This window comes from Flavobacterium aquariorum (genome assembly GCF_003254745.1).
Taxonomy (GTDB): Bacteria; Bacteroidota; Bacteroidia; order Flavobacteriales; family Flavobacteriaceae; genus Flavobacterium; species Flavobacterium aquariorum.
In genome coordinates, this window is the sequence record NZ_QKXH01000034.1 from 1 (window position 1) to 285 (window position 285).

The window sequence follows — 285 nt, forward strand, 5'->3', positions numbered from 1 at the left end:
ACGGAGTCGAACCGTTGACCTCCTGCGTGCAAGGCAGGCGCTCTAGCCAGCTGAGCTAATCCCCCAATCTTTTTTAATTATGAATTGTGAATTATGAATTATGAATCAATATCCATAATCTCTCAACTCTAGAATTTCCTTGTTTTAAGGTGAAAATAGTTGTCTCGGACAGACTCGAACTGTCGACCCCTACATTATCAGTGTAGTACTCTAACCAGCTGAGCTACGAGACACTCTTCATTCTTATTTTTGTGCGTTTAAGCACTTGTTTTTTAAATTAACAGC

The 285-nt window shown here is 40.0% G+C and carries 1 tRNA gene; it reads right to left on the reverse strand.

Annotated elements, in window-relative coordinates:
* Positions 1-159: 159 nt before the first annotated feature.
* Positions 160-233, reverse strand: a tRNA-Ile gene (locus tag DOS84_RS18875).
* Positions 234-285 lie beyond the last annotated feature (52 nt).